At 60.2% G+C, this 18,303-nt stretch carries 18 protein-coding genes; 11 read left to right on the forward strand and 7 right to left on the reverse strand.

The annotated features are described in order from the left end of the window. Positions 1-9: 9 nt before the first annotated feature. The 3 genes from FRH_RS04645 to FRH_RS04655 form a co-directional block, all read right to left on the reverse strand. On the reverse strand, positions 10-834 hold the full coding sequence (locus FRH_RS04645) for an IclR family transcriptional regulator C-terminal domain-containing protein (protein ID WP_139525981.1): 825 nt from the start codon (positions 832-834) through the stop codon (positions 10-12). Positions 835-946: 112 nt separating this feature from the next. After that, on the reverse strand, positions 947-1,747 hold the full coding sequence (locus FRH_RS04650; RefSeq protein ID WP_139525982.1) for an enoyl-CoA hydratase: 801 nt from the start codon (positions 1,745-1,747) through the stop codon (positions 947-949). 107 nt (positions 1,748-1,854) lie between these two features. Then, on the reverse strand, positions 1,855-2,814 hold the full coding sequence (locus FRH_RS04655; protein ID WP_139525983.1) for a rhodanese-related sulfurtransferase: 960 nt from the start codon (positions 2,812-2,814) through the stop codon (positions 1,855-1,857). Between the two features lie 225 nt (positions 2,815-3,039). Between FRH_RS04655 and FRH_RS04660 the strand changes: the two genes are divergently transcribed. Then, positions 3,040-3,729 carry a pirin family protein gene (locus tag FRH_RS04660; RefSeq protein ID WP_139525984.1) on the forward strand — a complete coding sequence of 230 codons (690 nt, stop codon included), beginning with the start codon at positions 3,040-3,042 and terminating at the stop codon, positions 3,727-3,729. A gap of 99 nt (positions 3,730-3,828) precedes the next feature. Here the strand turns inward: FRH_RS04660 and serA are convergent, their stop codons facing one another. After that, entirely contained in the window at positions 3,829-5,073 is a 1,245-nt protein-coding gene (serA, locus tag FRH_RS04665) for a phosphoglycerate dehydrogenase (protein ID WP_139525985.1), read from the reverse strand. A gap of 275 nt (positions 5,074-5,348) precedes the next feature. Here serA and FRH_RS04670 point away from each other — a divergent pair, with 275 nt between their 5' ends. From FRH_RS04670 to FRH_RS04690, 5 genes are all read left to right on the forward strand, one after another. Further along, positions 5,349-5,624: an exodeoxyribonuclease VII small subunit gene (locus FRH_RS04670; RefSeq protein WP_139525986.1), complete on the forward strand. Its 276-nt coding sequence runs from the start codon at positions 5,349-5,351 to the stop codon at positions 5,622-5,624. Further along, positions 5,618-6,511 carry a (2E,6E)-farnesyl diphosphate synthase gene (gene ispA, locus FRH_RS04675; protein WP_139525987.1) on the forward strand — a complete coding sequence of 298 codons (894 nt, stop codon included), beginning with the start codon at positions 5,618-5,620 and terminating at the stop codon, positions 6,509-6,511. Before FRH_RS04670 ends, ispA begins: the two co-directional genes overlap by 7 nt. Positions 6,512-6,513: 2 nt before the next feature. Beyond that, positions 6,514-8,448: a 1-deoxy-D-xylulose-5-phosphate synthase gene (gene dxs, locus FRH_RS04680; RefSeq protein ID WP_139525988.1), complete on the forward strand. Its 1,935-nt coding sequence runs from the start codon at positions 6,514-6,516 to the stop codon at positions 8,446-8,448. Positions 8,449-8,491: 43 nt separating this feature from the next. Then, positions 8,492-9,253 (forward strand): co-chaperone DjlA, encoded by a 762-nt coding sequence (gene djlA, locus FRH_RS04685; RefSeq protein ID WP_139525989.1) that lies wholly within the window; start codon positions 8,492-8,494, stop codon positions 9,251-9,253. Between the two features lie 68 nt (positions 9,254-9,321). After that, positions 9,322-9,951, forward strand: coding sequence for a glutathione S-transferase family protein (locus tag FRH_RS04690; protein WP_139525990.1), 630 nt, complete (start codon positions 9,322-9,324; stop codon positions 9,949-9,951). Here FRH_RS04690 and FRH_RS04695 read toward each other — a convergent pair whose 3' ends face one another. The 3 genes from FRH_RS04695 to ribA all read right to left on the reverse strand — a co-directional run bounded on the left by FRH_RS04695 (position 9,952) and on the right by ribA (position 12,479). Continuing rightward, positions 9,952-10,488: a hypothetical protein gene (locus tag FRH_RS04695; RefSeq protein WP_231125645.1), complete on the reverse strand. Its 537-nt coding sequence runs from the start codon at positions 10,486-10,488 to the stop codon at positions 9,952-9,954. A 20-nt stretch (positions 10,489-10,508) separates the two neighbouring features. Continuing rightward, positions 10,509-11,678 (reverse strand): zinc-dependent alcohol dehydrogenase, encoded by a 1,170-nt coding sequence (locus FRH_RS04700; protein ID WP_139525991.1) that lies wholly within the window; start codon positions 11,676-11,678, stop codon positions 10,509-10,511. A gap of 165 nt (positions 11,679-11,843) precedes the next feature. Beyond that, the gene (gene ribA, locus FRH_RS04705) at positions 11,844-12,479 is read right to left on the reverse strand and encodes a GTP cyclohydrolase II (RefSeq protein WP_139525992.1); all 636 of its coding nucleotides are present in this window, start codon (positions 12,477-12,479) and stop codon (positions 11,844-11,846) included. 221 nt (positions 12,480-12,700) lie between these two features. On the opposite strand from ribA, the gene hemE reads away from it, so the two are divergent. From hemE to FRH_RS04730, 5 genes are all read left to right on the forward strand, one after another. Beyond that, a complete protein-coding gene (gene hemE / locus FRH_RS04710) occupies positions 12,701-13,813 on the forward strand; it encodes a uroporphyrinogen decarboxylase (RefSeq protein ID WP_139525993.1) in 1,113 nt (370 codons plus the stop codon). Further along, positions 13,813-14,673 carry a polyamine aminopropyltransferase gene (speE, locus tag FRH_RS04715; RefSeq protein WP_139525994.1) on the forward strand — a complete coding sequence of 287 codons (861 nt, stop codon included), beginning with the start codon at positions 13,813-13,815 and terminating at the stop codon, positions 14,671-14,673. Before hemE ends, speE begins: the two co-directional genes overlap by 1 nt. 87 nt (positions 14,674-14,760) lie before the next feature. Then, entirely contained in the window at positions 14,761-15,783 is a 1,023-nt protein-coding gene (locus FRH_RS04720; protein WP_281997880.1) for an amino acid ABC transporter substrate-binding protein, read from the forward strand. 213 nt (positions 15,784-15,996) lie between these two features. After that, positions 15,997-17,022: an amino acid ABC transporter substrate-binding protein gene (locus tag FRH_RS04725; RefSeq protein WP_139525996.1), complete on the forward strand. Its 1,026-nt coding sequence runs from the start codon at positions 15,997-15,999 to the stop codon at positions 17,020-17,022. Positions 17,023-17,106: 84 nt separating this feature from the next. Next, positions 17,107-18,297, forward strand: coding sequence for an amino acid ABC transporter permease (locus FRH_RS04730; RefSeq protein ID WP_139525997.1), 1,191 nt, complete (start codon positions 17,107-17,109; stop codon positions 18,295-18,297). Positions 18,298-18,303: the final 6 nt, after the last annotated feature.

The raw sequence follows: 18,303 nt of genomic DNA on the forward strand, positions 1-18,303 counted from the left end.
CTCTCTCGCTCAGCGGGGCAACTGCCCCCCCAGCTGTTGCGTGATCTCTGACGCGACCTGGCGCACTAGCGCACCGAGCACGAGCAGGCGCTCTTCGGGGATACGCGCCATGGGGCCCGAGACAGAGATGGCGGCCAGCGGCGTGGCGTGCTCATCGAAGATGCAGGCCGCCACACAGTGCAGGCCAATGGCGTGCTCTTCTCGATCACAGGCAAAGCCCTGGGCACGAATGTCGGCCATTTCTGTCTGCAGCGAGTCCGTTCGGTAGAGGGTGTTCTCCGTGACGCGTGCCAGCTCATAGCCGCCTTCCAGCAGTGCACTACGCTCCTCTTCGCTCGTCCACGCTAGCAGCGCCTTGCCCACGCCGGAGGCGTGCAGTGGGGCGCGGGAGCCCAAGCGCGTAATCATGCGCATCATCTGCGGAGACTCGTTTTGAGCAAGAAAGACCGCCGTGGCCCCGTCGCGAATACCTAGATTGGCCGTCTCACCGGTCTCCGCGGTGAGGCGGCGTAAAAAGGGGCGACTTTTAGCCACCACGTCGCGGGCCTCTAGAAAACTGTTACCAATACGGAAGGTTTTGACATCGATACGCCACAGGCCCTGGTCACTCTCCTGGGTCACGAAGCCCTGGCCTTGTAGCGCTTGCAGCAGGCGATGGGTGGTCGAAGGGGCCAAGTCGGCCATCTCCGCCAGCTCCGAGAGTGCAAGGCCCAGCGGGCTAGCGGATAGGTATTCGAGCAGCGTGAGGCCACGCACCAACGATTGGCTATGCCCTCCGCTCGCTTTCGTGGCTCCCGCCGGACGTCCGACTGATCTGCGCTTGGCTTCACTCACCTGACTACTCTCCTGACGGCGCTCAATACGTAAAAAGCCAGCAGGATAACGCGCCGCAGGGGGCGCTGTCGCGTTTACGGAAACAAATTCCACCAATGGCTAGCAGCGTGTACTAGCGATGCTGCCAGCGAGGCGCGCGCTTTTCGATAAACGCATCGATGCCTTCTGCCACATCCTCGGCCAGCATGTTGCACGCCATGGTGTCGCCCGCAAAGGCATAGGCCTCTTCCAGCGGCATAGCGAGCTGGCGGGCAAACATCGCTTTGCCGGTACGCACCGCCACCGCGCTTTTACCACCAATGCTGGCCGTTAGCGACGCCACGGCACTGTCTAGCTCGCCCTCTTCGGCAACACGATTGATCAGCCCCCACTCGGCGGCGGTGTCGGCGCTAATGAAGTCACCGGTCAATAGCATCTCCATGGCGCGTTTACGGGGAACATTACGCGAGAGCGCTACGGCGGGCGTCGAGCAAAACAGGCCCACGTTAATGCCGGAGACGGCAAAGCGGGCGCTGCTGGCGGCCACGGCCAAGTCGCAGCTGGCGACGAGCTGGCAGCCGGCGGCGGTCGCGATGCCCTGTACTTTGGCAATCACAGGGACAGGACAATGAACAATGCTTTGCATCACCTGGCCACAGCGCGCGAAGAGCGCTTGGTAGTATGCTTCGTCGGGGTTCGCGCGCATCTGCTTCAGATCGTGGCCTGCACAAAACGCCTTGCCGTTGGCCGCTAGCACCACACAGCGCACCCGATCGTCTTGGGCAATGTCATCCAGCGCCGTTTGCAGCGCGTCCAGCATCGCCTCTGAGAGCGCATTGAAGCGCTCGGGCTGGTTGAGCGTGAGGGTGACGACGCCCTCCTGCGCGGTGCGCATTAGGCAGTCGTTGGATGGGGATGCATGAGTGGGCGACATGGCAGGCTCCTGGGCAGATGTGGCTACCCAGTCTAGCGCTTGCTGGGGCCGCCGAGGGCGCGCTACGACCAAAGTGGCCTCCCGGTCGGCGGCAGGCCACCTCTGGGTTACGCCTTCTCGCGGGCGTCCTGGCGAGGGTTGTAACCCAGCGGGTGAGGTTCGCCGCGCGCTTTGGCCAGCTCGATCTGACGCTGACGCTCGCGGGCGGCGGCGCGGGTTTTCTCGGGCAGCGAGTCGATGCAGTGGGGACAGCTGATGCCTGGCTCGTAGGCCGACGACTGCATATCCTCCTGGGAGATCGGCATCCGGCAGGCGTGGCACTGCTCGTGCTCGCCTTCGCTAAGATCGTGACGCACGGTGACTCGGTTATCGAACACGAAGCACTCGCCCCGCCACAGCGACTGCTCTTCCGGTACTTTTTCCAGATAGTTCAACACGCCGCCTTTCAGGTGGTAGACCTCTTCGAAGCCCTCTTTCAGCATAAAGCTGGAGGCTTTTTCGCAGCGGATACCGCCGGTGCAGAACATGGCGACTTTTTTATGCTGTTCCGGATTGTAGTGCTCGCGGACATACTCCGGGAACTCGCGGAAGGTGGTGGTTTTTGGGTCGATCGCCCCCTCGAAGCTGCCAATCGACACTTCGTAGTCGTTGCGCGTATCGATGACCAGTACGTCCGGGTCGGAAATAATAGCGTTCCAGTGCTCTGGCTCGACATAGGTGCCCACGGTGTCGTTCGGGTCGATACCCGGCACGCCCAGCGTCACGATCTCTTTTTTGAGCTTTACTTTGGTGCGATAGAACGGCGGCTCGTCACAAAACGACTCTTTGTGGTCGATATCGGCCAGGCGCGGGTCGGCGGTCAGCCAGGCCAGCAGGGCGTCGATGCCCTCGCGGCTCCCAGCCACGGTGCCGTTGATGCCCTCTTTGGCGAGCAGCAGCGTGCCTTTTACGTCGTTATCGACCATCGTTTGACGCAGCGGCTCGCGCAGCGCTTCGAAATCGTTCAGAGTAACAAATTTGTACAGCGCCGCCACCACGATGGGCGGCGTTGGGGTCGGGGTCGTCATGGCGTGCTCCTGGTAGTCGCCCTCGCAAAGGGCGGACCGGGTTAAATGAACGCGCGTATGATAGCAAAAAGTGCGCCTTCGGCGCATCTCGGCGAGGCTGACCCAGATCAAAGACGTGTCAATCGTCGATTATTTCGACGCCATCATTGAGAAAGCTTCATCCCACGACGCACACACTCGGTCGTATAGTAGACGGCAACTCGACTCCGTCATTGAGGTGCTTTCATGAAGATTCGTCGTTCCAACGAGCGGGGCTACGCGGACCACGGCTGGCTGCGCTCCTACCACACCTTCTCCTTCGCCAACTATATGGATCCCAACCATATGGGCTTCCGTGCGCTGCGGGTGATCAACGAAGATCGCGTCGCACCCGGCCACGGCTTTGGTGCCCACCCCCACCGGGATATGGAGATCATTTCCTACGTGCTCGAAGGCGAGATGGAGCACAAAGACAACATGGGCAATGGCGAAGTCATGCGCCCTGGCGACGTGCAGCGCATGTCGGCGGGTACCGGCGTCCTGCACAGCGAGTTCAACCACTCCCAGGAAAACGGCCTTCACTTTTTGCAAATCTGGATCGAAACCGCCCAGCGTGGCATTCGGCCCAGCTACGAACAGAAGCACTTCCCCAGCGCCGAGCGGCAGGGCCAGTGGCGTTTGGTCCTCTCCCCCGATGGCCGTGATGGCTCGGTGAGCGTGAACCAAGACGTCAACCTTTACGCCAGCCTGCTAAGCGCCGGGGACCACCTCACGACACCGCCCTCACGCTACGCATGGCTACATGTGGTGAAAGGGACCATCGAGGTGAACGGCGAACGGCTCACCACCGGCGATGCCGCTGCGTTTACGCCGGATGAGCACGTCGAGCTCACCAGCAGCGACGCCAGCGAAGTGCTGCTGTTCGATCTAGCCTGATAACGTCTTGTTAGGTCATTGATGAAACGCAAAACGGCCCCTGCGGGGCCGTTTTGGTGACAAGCGCTAACTCACTATTTACTTAGCTATTTTGCTTGCTTAGCTATTTTGCGCCGAGTAGAGCACACGAATCTTCAGCGTGTGTTCCACTTCCTTCAGCGCTTCCAGCGCCTGCGGGCCGTAGGCTTTATCGACATCGATGACCACGTAGCCGACCTTATCGTTGGTCTGCAGATACTGGCCCGAAATATTGATGCCGTTTTCCGACAACACGCGGTTGATCTGAGAAAGCACGCCGGGCACGTTGTCGTGAATGTGCAGCAGACGGTGCTTGTCCGGATGGGCGGGCAACGCCACTTCGGGGAAGTTGACCGAGGTGACCGTGGTACCGTTGTCCGAGTAAGTGATGAGCTTCTCGGAGACTTCGATACCGATATTCTCCTGAGCCTCCAACGTCGAACCACCGATGTGTGGCGTCAGAATCACGTTGTGCAGGCCACGCAGCGGGCTTTGGAACTCTTCGTCGTTGCCCTTCGGCTCGACTGGGAAGACATCGATGGCCGCGCCATTGAGTTTTCCCGCTTTGATCGCCTCGGCAAGCGGCTCGATCTCAACTACGCTGCCGCGGGCGGCGTTGATCAGAATCGCTCCGTCCTTCATGGCCGCGATCTCTTTGGCACCGATCATCCAGCGGGTCGAGGCCAAGTCCGGCACGTGCAAGCTGACCACGTCAGCGCGGCCGAGTAGCTCTTCCAGGCTGCCTACCTGATTAGCGTTCCCCATACCCAACTTGGTAATCACGTCGTAGTAAATGACGTTGAAGCCCAAGGATTCGGCCAATACGGAGAGCTGCGCGCCAATGCTGCCATACCCCACGATACCGAGGGTTTTGCCACGCGCCTCGTGGGAGTTTTTCGCCGATTTCAACCAGCCCCCCTGGTGAGCACGGGCATTCTTTTCGGGGATACCGCGCAGCAGCATGATCGCTTCGGCCAGCACCAGCTCAGCCACCGAGCGTGTGTTGGAGTACGGCGCGTTGAAGACCGCGATACCGCGCTTGAGCGCCGCATCCAGGTCGACCTGGTTGGTACCGATACAGAAACAGCCCACACTCACCAGCTTCTCGGCCGCCTCGAACACGCGCTCAGTCAACTGCGTGCGGGAGCGGATACCGATGAAGTGAACATCGCGAATCTTCTCGATCAGCGCCTCTTCATCCAGCGAGGTCGGCAGAAGCTCGATGTTCTCGTAACCGGCGTTGTGAAAATTGTCCACCGCGCTTTGGTGGACGCCCTCGAGTAGCAGGATCTTGATCTTGCTCTTTTCCAGGGACGTTTTGGCCATGGCTGAATCAACCTCTATGGTCGGCGGCATGCGCCGTGTATCGGTTCACGGGAGGCGCATATGGTAGCACAGCCGCTGGCGCTCTCGGCGGCCTGGTGTGATGAAAAGTGTGCGCTTTCAAGATGAACGCAGCGCAAGTCGATCAATCAACCCATGGTGAGGGCAGACGCCGCCCCCTCGCCTCGGTGTATACTGTGCGTTTATTTGACAGCACGCAGCCACACTCGTCGCCCTGGCGGACACTAGGGCGCCCGGAAAACGGTAGGCACTGCCCGATGAGCGACACGACACCCCCACACGATTTTGCCGCAACGGTGGCCCAACTCGAGACCATTGTGGAACGCCTGGAGTCCGGCGAACTCTCATTGGAAGATGCGCTGACCGCCTTCGAGCAAGGCGTACGACTCACCCGCGACGCCCAGCAGCGGCTCGACAGCGCCGAGCTGAAGGTCCGGGCGCTGAGCGAAGATGCCGACGGCAAACTCGACGTCGCTCCCTTTGCCAGCACCTCGGAAGCAGGCGATGACAGCGAGGAGACGCCGCCATGGTAACGGCTCAAGCTTCCCGGCTTACCACGCTGCGCCACGCCAGCAGCCGCCGTGTCGACGCGACGCTTGCCGCTCTGTTCGACGCTCGCCCCGCCGTCGATGCGCGCCTGGAAGCCGCCATGCGCCACGGCCTGCTGGTCGGTGGTAAGCGCCTACGTCCACTGCTGGTCTATTTAGCGGGCCAAGCCCTCGGGGCGAGCGACGACGACCTTGACGCGCCAGCGGCCGCCATCGAACTGATTCACGCCTACTCGCTGATTCACGACGACCTGCCTGCCATGGACGATGACGACTTGCGGCGCGGTCAGCCCACGGTGCACAAAGCCTTTGATGAGGCCACCGCCATTTTGGCGGGCGATGCCCTGCAAGCGCTGGCATTCGAAGTGCTCGCGAGTCGCCCATCTCCTCGCCTGAGCCAACTAGTCACTACCCTGGCAGTCGCCTCGGGCCGTGACGGTATGGTGGCGGGGCAAGCGCTGGATCTGGCCGCCGTGGGCGGCCACCCGGATGCCGAGGCCATGGCCCACATGCATGCCCATAAAACCGGCGCGCTGATCGTCGCTGCCGTCCGGCTAGGGGGGCTCGTCGCCGTGGATGACCACGATCCGCGCCTGGCGGCGCTGATTCGCTACGCCCGCGCCATTGGGCTAGCCTTCCAGATTCATGACGACATCCTGGATGTGACGGGTGACACCGCCACGCTGGGCAAAATGTCCGGCGCTGACGCTGCCCGCGCCAAACCTACTTATCCCAGCTTGCTGGGTCTGGAAGGGGCGCAGCGTAAAGCGAACACGCTTATTGACGAGGCCATTGCCGCCCTCGCCCCGCTAGGCGAGCAGGCCGCACCCCTGGCCGACCTTGCCCACTATATGATCGAGCGCGACCACTAACGATGCCTATGAAGCTGTTCGACGAGATACCCCGCGAGCGCCCGGCGACGCCACTGCTCGACTCCTTTGACCACCCCGCCGCGCTGCGGGCCATGAACGCCAAGCAGCTCGCCCAGCTCGCCGACGAGCTGCGTGCCTACTTGCTCTACAGTGTCGGCGTTACCGGCGGCCACTTTGGTGCCGGGCTAGGCGTTGTCGAGCTCAGCGTCGCGCTGCATCACGCCTTTCACACACCGAAAGACCGCTTGGTATGGGACGTGGGCCATCAGGCCTACCCGCATAAAATCCTCACTGGGCGGCGCGATGCCATGCTCAGCATTCGCCAGCACGGCGGCTTGGCGGCATTTCCACGTCGAGCCGAGTCCGAGTACGACACCTTTGGCGTGGGCCACTCCAGCACCTCGATTTCTGCCGCGCTAGGCATGGCTCTGGCCGCCCAAGCGCAGCGAGACCCGCGCAAGGTATGCGCCATCATTGGCGACGGCGCGCTGACCGCGGGAATGGCGTTCGAAGCGCTGGCTCACGCAGGCCACGTCAATGCCAATCTGTTGGTCGTGCTCAATGACAACGAAATGTCGATTTCCGAAAACGTCGGCGGCATTGCCACCTACCTTGCTCGGGTGCTCTCCAGCAAGCCCTACCTCAAAATGCGCGAAGAGGGCAAAAAGGTGCTCTCGCACCTGCCCGGCGCGCTGGAGCTTGCCAAACGTACCGAAGAGCACATGAAAGGCATGGTCAGTCCCGCCACGCTATTCGAAGAGATGGGCTTTCACTATGTCGGCCCCATCGACGGTCACGACTTGGAAGCGCTGACCCAAACGCTGCGTAACCTGCGCGACCAGAAAGGGCCGCAGTTTCTGCATATCAAAACGGTCAAAGGGAAAGGCTTCCTGCCCGCCGAAGCGGACCAGATTGGCTACCATGCGATCACGAAGCTGGAAAAAACCAGCGCAACCGTGAGCGCCCCGCTGGTGAGCAAACCGGCCAGCCCCAGCGCGCCGAAGAACGCCCCCAAGAAAAAGTACTGCAACGTGTTCGGCGACTGGCTGTGCGATATGGCCGCCGCCGACCCACGCCTGATGGGCATTACACCTGCCATGGGTGAGGGCTCGGACTTGATACGCTTCTCGCAAACGTATCCCCAGCGTTACTTTGACGTGGCGATCGCCGAGCAGCACGCGGTGACTCTCGCCGCAGGGATGGCCTGTGAAGGTATGAAACCGGTGGTGGCGATCTATTCCACCTTTCTGCAGCGCGGTTACGACCAGCTGATTCATGACGTGGCGGTGCAACATCTGGACGTGACGTTCGCTATCGACCGTGCAGGTCTCGTGGGCGAAGACGGCCCCACCCACCACGGCAGCATGGATCTTTCGTTTCTGCGCTGCGTGCCGGGCATGGTGATTCTGGCGCCTGCCGATGAAGCCGAATGCCGCGCCATGCTCAGCGCCGCCTACTACCATCCTGGACCAGCCGCCGTGCGCTACCCCCGCGGCACCGGTCCTGGGGCCGTCATTCCAGAGCACCTAGAGCCGCTGGCGATTGGCGAGGCCCAGGTGCGTCGCGAGAGCACCAGCGACGGCGTGCGCATCGCGCTGCTGGCCTTTGGCAGCGTGAACAGTGCCGCCGCCGACGTGGCTGAGAAGCTCAATGCCACCCATATCAACATGCGTTCCGTAAAGCCGCTGGACCGCGACGCGGTGCTTCACGCGGCGGACGAACATGAGCTGCTGGTCACCTTGGAAGAGAACGTCGTTGCGGGCGGTGCAGGCAGCGCAGTCAACGAGCTGCTCAACGCCGAAGGCGTTCAAGTGGAAGTCCTTAACCTAGGCCTGCCAGATGCCTTCGTAGAGCACGGCACGCCCGCCGAGCTACTGCGCGACTGTGGCCTGGACGCGGAAGGTATCGAGCGCGCCATTCGTGCCCGGCTGCCGTAACGTTCATGCGCACCCCACGTGAATATAAACTATCGAGATCTCTATGTTATTTCTAATCATTGTGTTTGGTTTGATTGGCCTCGCCATCGGGGGCCCCATTGGCCTCCTGGTGGGTGGGGGCCTAGGTTGGTGGCTGGGACGGCGCATTAGTCGTCGCTTGCACGCAGCTCGCATGCAGCTTCAAGAAGGCTTTTTGGAGTCGATCTTTTCGGTGATGGGCTGCCTGTGCCAAGCGGACGGCAAGGTTACCGAAGGCGAGCTCGGCGTGACCGAAAAGCTCTTCGATCAGATGCGTTTGCAGGGTGAACACCGCGCCAAAGCGCGCGCGGCCTTCGAGCGTGGCCGCGCCGATGATTTCGATCTGGAAGCGGAGCTGGCCAAGGTCAACCGCCTGACCCAGCGCCAGCCGGTACTTCGTCAAGTCTTTTTGCAGGTTCAATTGAGCGCCATTGCCGCCGATGGCGTGCTGCACCCTGCCGAGCACGAGATGATACTGCGTGTGGCTCGCGGCGTTGGCTGTAGCGATGCCGAGGTGCAGCAAATCGAAGCCATGCTGCACGGTGCGGCGGCCAATTCTCAAGGCGCCAGCGAGGAGGCGTTGAAAGATGCCTACCGCGTGCTTGGGGTATCGGAAGATGCCAGCGACGCCGAGATCAAGAAAGCGTATCGTCGCCTGATGAGCCAAAACCATCCGGACAAACTGGCCGGCAAAGGGCTGCCGGAGAGCATGCGCGACGTCGCCCAGGCACGCACTAGCGAAATCGGCAACGCTTACGAACGTATCCGCGCAGCCCGCGGCCAATAGTCGGTCCGTGACAGACGGCAAGGGAGTCGCTACATTGAAAGCTTCACGGTACTGCCTGGAGCCGACGAATGATCTCGCTATACAGCTTTCCCAACTCCCGCTCTTTACGAGCCGCCTGGACGCTTGAAGAGCTGGGTCTGCCATACCAGTGCCACCACGTTGCGCTGGATAAAGGCGAAGGGCAAAGCACCGAGCATCTCGCCCGCCATCCGGATGGCAAAGTACCGGTACTGGAAGACGGGGAGCTAACGCTATTCGAGTCAGCCCCCATCTGCCGCTACCTCGCCGAGCGATATGGCGAGGGGCAACTGCTGCCACAGCACGAGACCGAACGCGCACAGGTCGACCAGTGGCTTAGTTTCATCGTTACCGAGATCGAGCAGCCACTGTGGCTGCAAGCCAAGCACAAATTCGCCCTGCCTCAAGACAAGCGCGTCCCTTCAGTGCTACCCACCGCCGCTTGGGAATTCCAGCGAGCCCTGCTCGCGCTCGAGCGCCGCTATCGTGGCCAGGAAAATCTGGTGGGCGATACCTTCACGTTGGCGGATCTGTTCTTAACGCACACGCTCACTTGGGCCACAAGCATGAAACATCGCTTGCCGGAGCCGCTGGTGGCCTATCGCGCCCGCCACGCCAATCGCCCAGCGCTTGCCCGCGCCGCCGAAAAAGAGCAAGCAGCGGCGCAAGCGAACCAATAATCACGCATGAGGCGCAGGAAGCCGGGGTGGCAACTGCGCCTGACCCTCTTCGGCGCGGGCGGCACCCCAGGCACTCTTCAAGCCCCCCGGAAAACCACTTCGCTGGCTATAATCTGGGGTGATACCGCCTTGATAGGCATGGCGTTGGCTCAGCGCTTTGGCGCAGCCATAATCCACTATCGTCAGCACGCCTACGGCGGTGAGTGCCAAATAAAGGTTCTCTTTATGCGACGGGTGACGCTTCAAGGCAAACGTAAGCGCTGAAAAGTCGAGCACATCCCCCACCACGCGGCTCCATATCGCGCGGGTCGGATTATCAGACAGCGCGCCGATGCCGCTGACGACTCCGCGGGCACCGCACGCGCGTATTTTATTGTGCCGCTGCGGCATTCCCAGCGCTCGGCCTAGCCGACGCGGCGCCACTAACTGATACAACCCCATCCCTAGGCTTAACCACCCCAAACCTCTGGCCAGCTTGTCCGCTGGTGACATCGAGCGTGTTGATGAGCGGGAATGGCGTTTCATCGGTGTGTTCATGCACTCCTCCCTGGGTAGCATCACGGTTTCAGTATGACTTTGACGCAGCCATCCTGTTTATCTCGAAAGGTTTGATACATTTCAGGCCCCTGGGCCAAATCCACCGCGTGGGTAATCACAAACGAAGGATCGATTTGTCCCTCGTCGATACGCCGTAACAGATCGTCCGTCCAGCGGTTGACGTGGGTTTGCCCGGTGCGCACGGTGAGGCCTTTGTTCATCAGTGCCCCCATAGGAATTTTATCGACCAACCCGCCATACACCCCGGGAATGGATAGAATACCGGCCGGACGGCAGACGTAGATCATTTCACGTAACACGTGAGCGCGGTCGGTTTCTAACCACATGGCCTGCTTTACCCGGTCGTAGACCGAGTCCAGCGAGCGCGTGGCGTGGGCTTCTAGCCCCACCGCGTCGATGCACTTTTCAGGCCCTTTACCGTGAGTCAGCTCCTGCAATCGGCCGAGTACGCTCTCGTGGGCAAAATTGAGCGGAATCGCACCGCCGGCAGCAGCCATCGAGAGTCGCTCGGGCACGTTATCAATGACCACGACCTGCTTGGCGCCCAACAGTACCGCACTGCGAACGCAGAACTGACCAACCGGGCCTGCGCCCCAGATCACGACGGTATCGGTGGGCTGAATGTCACACTGCACGGCGGCCTGCCAGCCGGTGGGAAAGATATCGCCTAGAAACAGCACCTGCTCATCGGTGAGCGTATCGGGCACTTTAATGTGGGTGGTATCGGCGAAGGGCACCCGCACAAACTCGGCTTGGCCGCCTGCATAGCCGCCAGTGAGTTGAGAGTAGCCAAATAGTCCAGCACCGCCATGGCCAAAGACTTTATCTGCCAGAGACTTGTTACGATTGGAGCGTTCGCAAACCGAGTAGTTACCGCGCTGACACTGCTCGCATTCGCCACAAAAAATGGTGAAAGGCACCACCACCCGGTCGCCTACCTTGAGGTTTTTCGTCTCGCTGCCCACCTCCATCACCTCGCCCATGAACTCGTGGCCGAGGACATCGCCACAGGACATACCGGGCATATAATGGTCGTAAAGGTGCAAATCAGAGCCGCAGATGGCGCAGCTACTCACATTGATAATGGCGTCGCGGGGATGTTCGATTGCGGGGTCGGGCACGGTGTCGTAACGAACATCGTTCTTACCGTGCCAGCACAATGCTTTCATGACGGCTTCTCCTGACTAAGGTGCATATAGCGTCCTGCTACGTATCACCATAGCTCAGACACCCAACAACCAAAGTTAAGAAAAGCAGGTTATTGCACGTTCGAAGAAAAACGCGCTTTTAACGGGCAACTTAGATTAAAAACGCGATCAATAAAGGTTAGCTACTTAGCCTTTGCGCTCGATATCCACATCGCTGGCTTGGGTAAAGTCGTCCAGCGCCATCATATGGCCAAGCTTTCCCGCCTTGGTGGAAAGATACTGCTCGTTGTGGGGATTCAAGCCAGTGGTGATCGACAGCCGCTCGACGACGTTTACCCCATCGCGACTCAACGCATCCACCTTACGAGGGTTGTTGGTCATCAGCTTAAGCGCGGTGATGCCCAAGTGGTCGAGCATCGGGACGCAGAGGTCGTAGCGGCGCATGTCGGCACCGAAACCGAGTTGCTCATTGGCCTCTACGGTATCGGCCCCCTGGTCTTGCAGATGATAGGCACGGATTTTGTTGAGCAGCCCAATACCCCGCCCCTCCTGACGCAAGTAGAGCAGCACGCCGCGCCCCTCTTCGGCGATGCGCTTCAGCGCTTCTTGCAGCTGGTAGCCGCAGTCGCAGCGCATGGAAAACAGCGCATCGCCCGTCAAGCACTCGGAGTGTACGCGCCCTAGTACCGGCTCGCCGCCGCTCACATCGCCCAACGTCAAGGCGATGTGGTCCTTACCCGTGGCGTCGTCTTCGAAGCCATGCATAGTGAATGTGGCCCAGGGAGTGGGCAGCCGAGAGGCAGCAATGAAGCGAATGGTCACAGGTTTCCTCGCTGATTAACCAAACCAGTTAACCACACCAGTGTTGGCGAAGTGGGCGGACAGTTTATCAGGAAGCCGCGCGGGCCTCACGGTCTTCGCAGGGTACGACGATGTTGGCCACGGTTTGCGCCGCCATCCCCGGCGATCTTCACGTACAATTCCTATCTTCAGGTAGAATGACTCCCTTACAATGCGGGCAAATTTCTCAAGAGCAAGTGTTTATGACCACCACACCTTTGCAAAACGACCGTTTTCTTCGCGCGCTGGCTCGCCAGCCCGTTGACCGCACTCCGGTGTGGATGATGCGTCAAGCAGGACGCTACCTGCCGGAGTACCGCGCCAGCCGCGCCGACGCGGGTAGTTTCATGGACCTGTGCCGCAATCATGACCTGGCTTGCGAAGTCACCCTTCAGCCGCTGGAGCGCTACCCGCTCGACGCCGCGATTCTGTTCTCGGACATTTTGACCATCCCCGACGCCATGGGGCTGGGCCTCTACTTCGAAACCGGCGAAGGCCCCAAATTCAAGAAGACCGTGCGCACGCCGGAAGAAGTAGCGGCACTGACCGTGCCGAACGCCGAGCGCGATTTGGACTACGTGATGCGCGCGGTGTCCACTATCCGCCGCGAGCTGAATGGCCGCATGCCGCTGATCGGCTTCTCCGGCAGCCCTTGGACGCTGGCGACGTATATGGTCGAGGGCGGCTCCAGCAAGGATTTCCGTCATCTGAAAACCATGCTGTACGACACGCCGGACACCATGCACCAGCTACTGGATACCCTGGCGCAGGCGGTCACCGACTATCTGAATGCGCAGATTCGTGCGGGCGCTCAGGCCGTACAGATTTTCGACACCTGGGGTGGCGCGCTCTCCACGCCGGCGTATCTAGAGTTCTCGCTGCGCTATATGGAGCAGATCGTCTCCGGGTTGATCCGCGAGCATGACGGCCGCCACGTGCCGGTGATCCTGTTCACCAAAAACGGCGGACAGTGGTTGGAGCATATCGCCTGTGCCGGTGCCGATGCCCTAGGCATCGACTGGTCGACCGAGCTATCCGATGCTCGTGCACGCGTGGGCCATAAAGTCGCCCTGCAGGGCAACCTGGACCCCAACGTGCTGTTTGCCCGCCCCTCGGCCATTCGCGCCGAAGTGGCACGCGTGCTGGAAAGTTACGGCCACGGTCCGGGTCATGTATTCAACTTGGGCCACGGCATCAGCCAGTTCACCAACCCCGATCACGTCACCGCCTTCATGGAGGCGCTGCACGACCTAAGCCCGCAGTACCATCAGGGCATTCCGACCCAAACGAACGATCAATGCCCAGGAGCCAAGTAATGAGCGACCTACGCGACGACCAGTGGTTTACCGAAGTCTTCGATAGCCATGGCAGCGCTTTCTCGCTGAAAGTCACCGAAAAACTGCTGGATGTACAGAGCCCCTACCAACACCTGGAAGTCTACGCCACGGAGACCTACGGCCACCTGATGGTGCTGGATGGCTGCGTGATGCTGACCGATCGCGATAATTTCCTGTATCACGAAATGATTGCCCACCCGGCGCTGTTCACCCATCAAGACCCCAAGCGGGTGGTGATCATTGGCGGCGGCGACTGCGGCACCTTGAAAGAAGTGTTGCGCCATCCGGGCGTCGAGAAGGTCACCCAGATCGATATTGATGAAGAAGTGACCAAGGCGGCTGAGCGCTTTTTCCCGTCGCTGGTGGAAGCCAACGGCGACCCCCGCGCCGAGCTGCTGTTTGCCGACGGCGTGAAGTGGGTCGACGACGCCGCCGACGAGAGCATCGACGTGCTGATCATCGACTCCACCGATCCGGTCGGCCCTGCCGAAGGCCTGTTCAAGACCGACTTCTTGAAACGCTGCCACCGTATTCTGAAAAGCGGCGGGGTGATGGTACAGCAGAGCGAATCGCCGCTTTATCATAGCGGTTCGATCATCCGCGAACTGCGCAACGACATGCGCGAAGCAGGCTTCGATAGCGTCGCCACGCTACCCTTCCCCCAACCGGTGTATCCCTCGGGTTGGTGGAGCGTGACGTTGGCCGGTAAAGCGACCAGCGTTGAAAGCTTCCGCGAAGAGGCTGCCGCCGATCACGAAATGCCGCTACAGTACTACACAGTGGATGCCCACCGGGGTGCCCTGGCGCTGCCGCCCTTTATGCGTAAAGCCTTCGCATAAGCGGGCAGCTTCGCTAGGTATCTGGCCGGGCTCTGCCCGGCTTTTTTATGCGCCAATCATCGTGCGCGCCACGTTAAGGAATAACAAATGAACACCACGCGTTGGTTTGGATGGGGAGTCACCCTGTTAGCGCCCGCCCTATGGGTACCCACGGCCATGGCCGATACGCTACAAACGGTGCAAGAGCGCGACAGCGTGCGCTGCGGCGTTAACGCGGCTCAGCCCGGCTTTTCGTCTTTAGACGATAACGACGAGTATCGCGGTCTAGATACCGATGTGTGCCGTGCCGTGGCGGCCGCCGCGCTGGGTGATGCCAGCAAGGTCAACTTCGTACCGTTGGATTCGGTGGAGCGTTTTGCCGCGTTGCAATCAGGTGAAGTAGATGTCCTTTCCCGCACCACCACCTGGACGTCGAGCCGCGACACCACACTGGGCATGCACTTTACCGGTGTGAGCTACTACGACGGCCAAGCCTTCATGGTGGCCAGCGACTTGGGCGTACAGAGCGCGCAAGAGCTGGATGGCGCGGCGGTGTGTACGCAGTCGGGCACTACCAGCGAACTCAATCTTTCCGACTACTTCCGTATCAACGACATGACCTACGATGCGGTGGTGTTCGATTCACCCGAGCAGTCGATTGCGGGCTTCGAAGCAGGCCGCTGTGACGTCTTGAGTTCGGATGCCTCGCAGCTCTACGCCCAGCGCATTCAACTGGCCGACCCCGACATGGCCGTCGTGCTACCGGAAATCATCTCTAAAGAGCCGCTAGGCCCCGCCGTACGCCAAGGCGATGATCAGTGGTTCAACATCGTGAAGTGGTCACTGTTTGCCATGTTGAATGCCGAAGAGCTGGGCGTCAGCCAAGCCAACGTGGATGAGCAGCTAAGCTCAGAAAATCCCGATGTGATGCGCCTGCTTGGGCAAGACGGTGATTTTGGTGAGGCCATGGGCCTGTCGGCGGACTGGGCTTACCAAATCGTCAAACAGGTCGGTAACTATGCGGATATTTATGAACGCAACGTGGGCACCCACTCCGACTTCAACATTGCCCGTGGTCTGAATGCCCTGTGGAAGGATGGCGGGATTCAGTACGCGCCGCCCATTCGCTAGCGCGATCGGTCACTCGCCAGCGGCTGCGCACCAAAAAGGCGCAGTGCGTAGCCGCTGGCGCACTTTTTTGCACCAAGACCTTCGTTAAATTCGCTGATTTTACGTTGAAAAGCGCTGAATTTGACGACATATCTTTTTTGGCACCTTCCTTGCTAGCTTTTAGTGATGCATCACCATGCATAACGACACTAAATCGAGGAAGGGGAACACAACATGATCAATAAGAAACACCTGGTACTTCTGGCCTCCGCAGGCGCCATCTCTCTTGCGGGCGTGGCGACCGCCCAAGCCGATACGCTGGAAGATACCCGCGAACGTGGTGCCGTACAGTGTGGCGTCAGCGACGGCCTGCCAGGTTTTTCCGCCCCGGACGATAACGGTAACTGGCAGGGCCTCGACGTTGACGTATGCCGTGCCGTGGCCGCTGCGGTACTGGGCGACGCCGATGCCGTCAACTACATCTCTTTGAACGCCGTCGAGCGTTTCACCGCGCTGCAGTCCGGCGAAGTGGACGTTCTGTCTCGTAACACCACCTGGACCACGACCCGTGACACTACCCTGGGTCTGAACTTCACCGGCGTTAACTTCTACGACGGCCAGGGCTTCATGGTCTCTCGCGACCTGGGTATCACCAGCGCGGCCGAGCTGGATGGCGCGGCGATTTGTATTCAATCAGGCACCACTACCGAGCTGAACCTGGCTGATTACTTCCGTGCCAACGGCATGGAGTTCGACCCCATCGTTTTCGATACCTCCGAGCAAACCGTAGGTGGCTTCCAGGCTGGCCGCTGTGACGTTCTGACGTCTGACACTTCTCAGCTGGCGGCCCTGCGCATTCAGCTCGACGACCCGTCTGGCGCGATGATTCTGCCCGACGTCATTTCCAAAGAGCCGCTGGGCCCGGTCGTACGTCAGGGGGACGATCTGTGGTTCAACATCGTGAAGTGGTCGCTGTTTGCCATGATCAACGGTGAAGAGTACGGCGTGACCAGCGAGAACGCAGAAGAGATGCTCAGCTCCGATAACCCGGACGTAGCGCGTCTACTCGGCCAGGACGGCAACTATGGTGAAGGCATGGGTCTTGACGCCGACTGGGCCTATAACATCCTGAGCCAAGTGGGTAACTACGGTGAAAGCTTCGAGCGCAACGTAGGTATGGGTTCACCGCTGGAAATCGAACGCGGTGTCAACGCCCTGTGGAACCAAGGCGGCTTCCAGTACGCACCGCCGATTCGCTAAGCGTCTCGCTTGACCCCGGCCCGCCACCCTTTTTGGTCATGGCGGGCCATTTGATTGACCTTCCGTATCGCGGAGACGCCACCCATGTCCGTAAGACCTAACGCTCGCCCCGTTGGCCAAAAGCCACCGTTCTGGCGAGACCGCGCCAAACGTGCGCTCATCTTTCAATGTCTGCTGATTGCCGCTGTCATCGCTTTTCTGTTCTATATCGTCGGCAACGTGCAAGACAACCTCTCCTCACGGGGTATCACCACAGGTTTTGGCTTCCTGAGTAATACCGCCGGTTTTGGGATCGTTCAGAGTCTGATCGACTACTCTTCCCAAAGCACCTATGGCCGCACCTTCTTCGTTGGCCTGCTGAATACGCTGCTGGTGGGTGGGTTGGGCGTTATTGCCGCCACTATCATTGGCTTTATCGTCGGTATCGCTCGTCTATCGCCCAACTGGCTGATCGCCAAGCTAGCCGCCGCGTATATCGAAACCTTTCGTAACATTCCGCTGCTGCTGCAGATTTTCTTTTGGTACTTTGCCGTGCTGCGGGCGCTCCCCAGCGCTCGAGAAAGCCTCGCGTTCGGCGAGGCCGTGTTTCTTAACGTACGCGGGCTTTATCTACCTGAGCCGCTGTTCGAATCGGGCTTCGGACTGATTCCTGTCACCTTCGTGATCGCCATCGCGGCCAGTATTGCGCTGGTGATATGGGCAAAACGCCGTCAGGAAGCCACGGGGCAGCGAATTCCCGCTTACTGGATCTCCTTTGTACTGATCTTTGGGCTGCCCCTGTTGGTCATGTTGGCCACTGGCGTACCCATTACTTGGGAAATGCCCGAGCTGCGTGGCTTCAACTTCCGCGGCGGCATCACGGTGATTCCTGAGTTTCTGGCGCTGTGGTTCGCACTCTCGATCTACACGGCGTCGTTCATTGCCGAGATCGTGCGCTCCGGTATTCAGGCCATTTCACATGGCCAAACCGAAGCGGCGCAGGCACTGAGTCTGCCGCGCAACCTGGTGCTGCGCCTCGTCATCATTCCTCAGGCATTGCGGGTCATCATCCCCCCGCTCACCAGCCAATACCTGAATTTGATCAAAAACTCGTCGCTGGCCACGGCCATTGGCTATCCGGACCTCGTGTCGGTGTTTGCGGGCACCACGCTGAATCAGACGGGCCAGGCCATCGAGGTCATCGCGATGACCATGGCGGTGTATCTGACGATCAGCCTGCTGGTGTCGATGTTCATGAACTGGTTCAACGCCCGCGTGGCGCTGGTTGAACGCTAGGCTGAG

Origin of the sequence: Halomonas sp. A020 (genome assembly GCF_027943625.1) — a bacterium.
Classification (GTDB): domain Bacteria; phylum Pseudomonadota; class Gammaproteobacteria; order Pseudomonadales; family Halomonadaceae; genus Vreelandella; species Vreelandella piezotolerans.

Bases quoted from the DNA above. Each gene is read 5' to 3' on its own strand.
- FRH_RS04730 (WP_139525997.1), top strand. From the start codon at position 17,107: ATGTCCGTAAGACCTAACGCTCGCCCCGTTGGCCAAAAGCCACCGTTC.
- djlA (WP_139525989.1), top strand. From the start codon at position 8,492: ATGTTATTTCTAATCATTGTGTTTGGTTTGATTGGCCTCGCCATCGGG.
- dxs (WP_139525988.1), top strand. From the start codon at position 6,514: ATGCCTATGAAGCTGTTCGACGAGATACCCCGCGAGCGCCCGGCGACG.
- FRH_RS04720 (WP_281997880.1), top strand. From the start codon at position 14,761: ATGAACACCACGCGTTGGTTTGGATGGGGAGTCACCCTGTTAGCGCCC.
- speE (WP_139525994.1), top strand. From the start codon at position 13,813: ATGAGCGACCTACGCGACGACCAGTGGTTTACCGAAGTCTTCGATAGC.
- FRH_RS04660 (WP_139525984.1), top strand. From the start codon at position 3,040: ATGAAGATTCGTCGTTCCAACGAGCGGGGCTACGCGGACCACGGCTGG.
- FRH_RS04695 (WP_231125645.1), bottom strand. From the start codon at position 10,488: ATGAACACACCGATGAAACGCCATTCCCGCTCATCAACACGCTCGATG.
- FRH_RS04650 (WP_139525982.1), bottom strand. From the start codon at position 1,747: ATGTCGCCCACTCATGCATCCCCATCCAACGACTGCCTAATGCGCACC.
- FRH_RS04700 (WP_139525991.1), bottom strand. From the start codon at position 11,678: ATGAAAGCATTGTGCTGGCACGGTAAGAACGATGTTCGTTACGACACC.
- FRH_RS04655 (WP_139525983.1), bottom strand. From the start codon at position 2,814: ATGACGACCCCGACCCCAACGCCGCCCATCGTGGTGGCGGCGCTGTAC.
- ispA (WP_139525987.1), top strand. From the start codon at position 5,618: ATGGTAACGGCTCAAGCTTCCCGGCTTACCACGCTGCGCCACGCCAGC.
- FRH_RS04670 (WP_139525986.1), top strand. From the start codon at position 5,349: ATGAGCGACACGACACCCCCACACGATTTTGCCGCAACGGTGGCCCAA.
- FRH_RS04725 (WP_139525996.1), top strand. From the start codon at position 15,997: ATGATCAATAAGAAACACCTGGTACTTCTGGCCTCCGCAGGCGCCATC.
- FRH_RS04690 (WP_139525990.1), top strand. From the start codon at position 9,322: ATGATCTCGCTATACAGCTTTCCCAACTCCCGCTCTTTACGAGCCGCC.
- hemE (WP_139525993.1), top strand. From the start codon at position 12,701: ATGACCACCACACCTTTGCAAAACGACCGTTTTCTTCGCGCGCTGGCT.
- serA (WP_139525985.1), bottom strand. From the start codon at position 5,073: ATGGCCAAAACGTCCCTGGAAAAGAGCAAGATCAAGATCCTGCTACTC.